The 3,041-nt window shown below is 61.5% G+C and carries 3 protein-coding genes and 1 pseudogene; 1 reads left to right on the top strand and 3 read right to left on the bottom strand.

Going from position 1 to position 3,041, the window contains the following annotated elements; genetic code table 11:
• From ASD32_RS20485 to ASD32_RS20475, 3 genes and pseudogenes are all read right to left on the bottom strand, one after another.
• A pseudogene (locus tag ASD32_RS20485) lies at positions 1-249 on the bottom strand (ribbon-helix-helix protein, CopG family); the annotation flags it as partial.
• A gap of 66 nt (positions 250-315) precedes the next feature.
• Complete coding sequence (locus ASD32_RS20480; protein WP_060639913.1) at positions 316-1,461, bottom strand: phage portal protein; 1,146 nt, start codon at positions 1,459-1,461, stop codon at positions 316-318.
• 62 nt (positions 1,462-1,523) lie between these two features.
• Positions 1,524-2,144: a hypothetical protein gene (locus tag ASD32_RS20475; RefSeq protein ID WP_060639912.1), complete on the bottom strand. Its 621-nt coding sequence runs from the start codon at positions 2,142-2,144 to the stop codon at positions 1,524-1,526.
• Positions 2,145-2,308: 164 nt separating this feature from the next.
• Here ASD32_RS20475 and ASD32_RS29725 point away from each other — a divergent pair, with 164 nt between their 5' ends.
• Positions 2,309-2,458: a hypothetical protein gene (locus tag ASD32_RS29725; RefSeq protein WP_156383271.1), complete on the top strand. Its 150-nt coding sequence runs from the start codon at positions 2,309-2,311 to the stop codon at positions 2,456-2,458.
• The last annotated feature ends 583 nt before the right edge of the window (positions 2,459-3,041 follow it).

Raw genomic sequence — 3,041 nt, 5'->3', positions numbered from 1 at the left:
CCGCCGTCAAATTGGCAGCAGTAAGAATTTGGATCAGATCGTTATGAGTCCACGGCCTAGACGCATGCTTTCTCGCGCGCGCTCTATCTCCAGAACATCCTTGCCTTCCGTGGCGAGATAATACCGCATCGCCCGAACCATCACCCAGCTGCGGGATCGCTCGGAGGCGGCTGCGATGATCTCGATATCCTTCAGCACATCGACCGGCAGACGCAGCGCGATCGGATCGGAGAGAACGGGCTTGGCCATGATCGGCTCCATTTGTTATACGGCGTATAACAAAATACCAGCAATGCAAGTGTCTCTCAATAGCCCTCAATAGCCCACCGCCTGGCGCTTCTCCTCGTCGGTGAGAAAGTCTGCGTCCTTCATCCGCGCCCAGACCTCGCTGCGTTCCCCGGTCAGCCCCGTCACCTGGTCGAGATCGGGCACCAGTTTCAGCGTCTCGCCTGTCCGCCCGGACAGCCAGCCGGACAGTGCCGCAGCGGTGCGGAAAACCATCGGCAGGATGGTCAGCCGGTAGAGTGCCCGGTTGGCCTCCTGGTAATTGGCATAGGTATTGTCGCCGGGAATGCCGAGCAGCATCGGCGGCACGCCGAAAGCGAGCGCGATGTCGCGTGCCGCCCCGTTTTTCGCCTCGACGAAATCCATGTCCTTTGGCGAAAGCCCCATCGCCTTCCAGTCGAGCCCACCTTCCAGCAGCAGCGGCCGGCCGGCGCGGATCGGGCCGGAATAGCCTTCCTCCAGCTCGCTCTTCAGCCGGTCGTACTGGTCGGCCGAAAGATTGCCGCCCTCCTTTGGCTGGTAGACCAGAGCGCCGGAAGGTCTGGCCGAATTGTCGAGCAGCGCCTTGTTCCAAGTCGCTGCCGCGTTGGAAAGATCGAGCGCCATCTGCGCTGCCGCCAATGGCGGAAAGCCCAGGTGATCGTCGAGGGGATGAAAAAGCCTGAGATGCAGGAGCCCCTCTTCATTAGCCGAAATCCGCCTGACCAGGCCGCCCACCCGGTATTCGTATCCCTCCGGCCAGCCGTCGCGCCCTTCGAGAATGCGCACCCGGTCCGGCCGCAGCAGATGCAGTTCGCGCAGCGTGCCACCGATCTCGGCGGCATCGACATAGGCATTGCCGGACAACAGCAGATGGCCATAGAGCGTTTCGAGAAAATCATGCCCGCCCATGCGCCCGTTCGGCCGCGCCAGCAACGCCATCACCGGATGCGCGCTGCGCTCCTGCACGCCCTCGTAGACCAGCAGCGGCACGTTCGCCGCCGCTTCCGAAATCAGCCTGACCGCCCGGTGCGCCACCGGGTTGCGCATGAACCCTTCGCGGGCAAGCGCGCCATAGGTCCGTCCCGTCCAGTGCGCCCGCCCCTCCTGCGCGATGGCCGCGAAGCCCGTCGCCGCCTTGGTTTCGCGCGCGCTCTCTGCCGGGCGGCGCCACGGCAGGCGGAATGGATTTTTCATGGGAGATATCCTTGATTGCCGCATCGACGCGGCCTGAATCGGGAACCGGTACCGCCTGTTTTTTACTGCGCACGCGCCTTTAGGATCGCAGCCAGATATTGCCTGCCGTATCCCGCCACCAGCTCTGCCCGGTCGCGGCCGTTGATGATCCGCCGGGCGCCGGTCCAGTCCTCCTTGCCGGCTGAAAAATACTGCCCGAGCTTTCGTCCGGTAAAGGCACCGGTCTGCATGCCGATGAACAGGATAGCGACGGCCACATCCATGTCCATCGCCCGCTCCGGCCGGGAGACGAGATCGATCCCGGTCATAACCGACATCTTTTCGTAATTGACCTTATGCGTCAGCTGCACCAGCCCGCGCCCCAGCCAGCTCTTGCCGTCGGCGTCGCGGCGCCAGTAGGGCGTGGAAACCGATCCAAGCCGTCCCCGCCTGAAAGCGTCGTCGAGAAGGGCAACGGCTTTTCCGTCGCTTGCGGCAAAAGTTTCGCGCACCGGCTGCATTGTTCGTCCGGTCTCGTGATGCGCCGTCGCCAGCATATAGGCGAGCCACCGGTCGTCGATCGCATCACCGATCGTGCCGCGATCCAGGATCGCCGTCAGTCCCGTCACCTGGTCCTGTTCCAACACGCCGCCAAACAGCGAAACCCGCACCGCATCGAAGAAGCTTTTTCGCGCAATCGGCATTCATTCTCCGTTTCCGGTCGCAAGACCTGCAAAAATGTCGTGCTTCTAAATCGATTTAACCAATTTAAATCGTTTAAACTGTTTAATGCCCTGATTTACTTTGTCTTTAAGATATGGAATCTGAAATCCAGCACGATGATTGTGCCGTGATCGAGGAGGATCCTATGAACGCTCAGAGCAAGATTCAGGCCGACACCACCCGCTCGACCGTGCCGCAGCACATCCTCGACCGGTTCGAAAATGCCTGGCAGCAGATGCGCGCCAACGCGTCCCCCGCGCCGAAATCCGCATCGGGCGACGACGATAAACTCTGATCGAGTACTTTGATCCCATCCGGGACTTTTCATCCGCCATCCCAAACCTTGGGTGGAACCTTCCGGCCCCATCTGCGTTTCCGCCCGTTGCATAAATACGAGGTGCAGACATCAGTGAAAGGATCCCCCATGCCAGCCCAGCCAATCTCCCAGGCCCAGTTCGACCGCCTCGAAAACGAATGGCGCCAGATCCGCGAAACCACCGCCCCAAAGCCGTCCCCCTCCACCGCAGGCAAATAATTCCGATCCGGTAGCCCCTGCCGGACAGCGTCGCACGGGGAAGAGACCACGTCGCCCGGCAAAGCAACCATCGCAGAGCGCCATCGGCTCTCTCTCTCTCTCTATCTCTCTCTTCTCCCCAGCGGGGAAAAGGTGGCCCGAAGGGCCGGATGAGGGGGCGGCGCGCTCAGAGCCTGCGGAAAAACCCCCTCATCGCCTCGCATCCGCTCCGCACTTCTCCCCGCCGGGGAGAAGAGGGAGATCCATAGTTACCTCACGGCTCGGTCAACACCCTCCCCTCTGTATGGCCTTGAGACATAGTTGACATGTGTTCGGAGACATCCCTGACACTTTTGCCGTTTGG

The sequence above is a fragment of the Rhizobium sp. Root483D2 genome (genome assembly GCF_001426685.1).
GTDB classification, from domain to species: domain Bacteria; phylum Pseudomonadota; class Alphaproteobacteria; order Rhizobiales; family Rhizobiaceae; genus Pararhizobium; species Pararhizobium qamdonense.
This window is presented reverse-complemented; position numbering and strand designations above follow the sequence as displayed.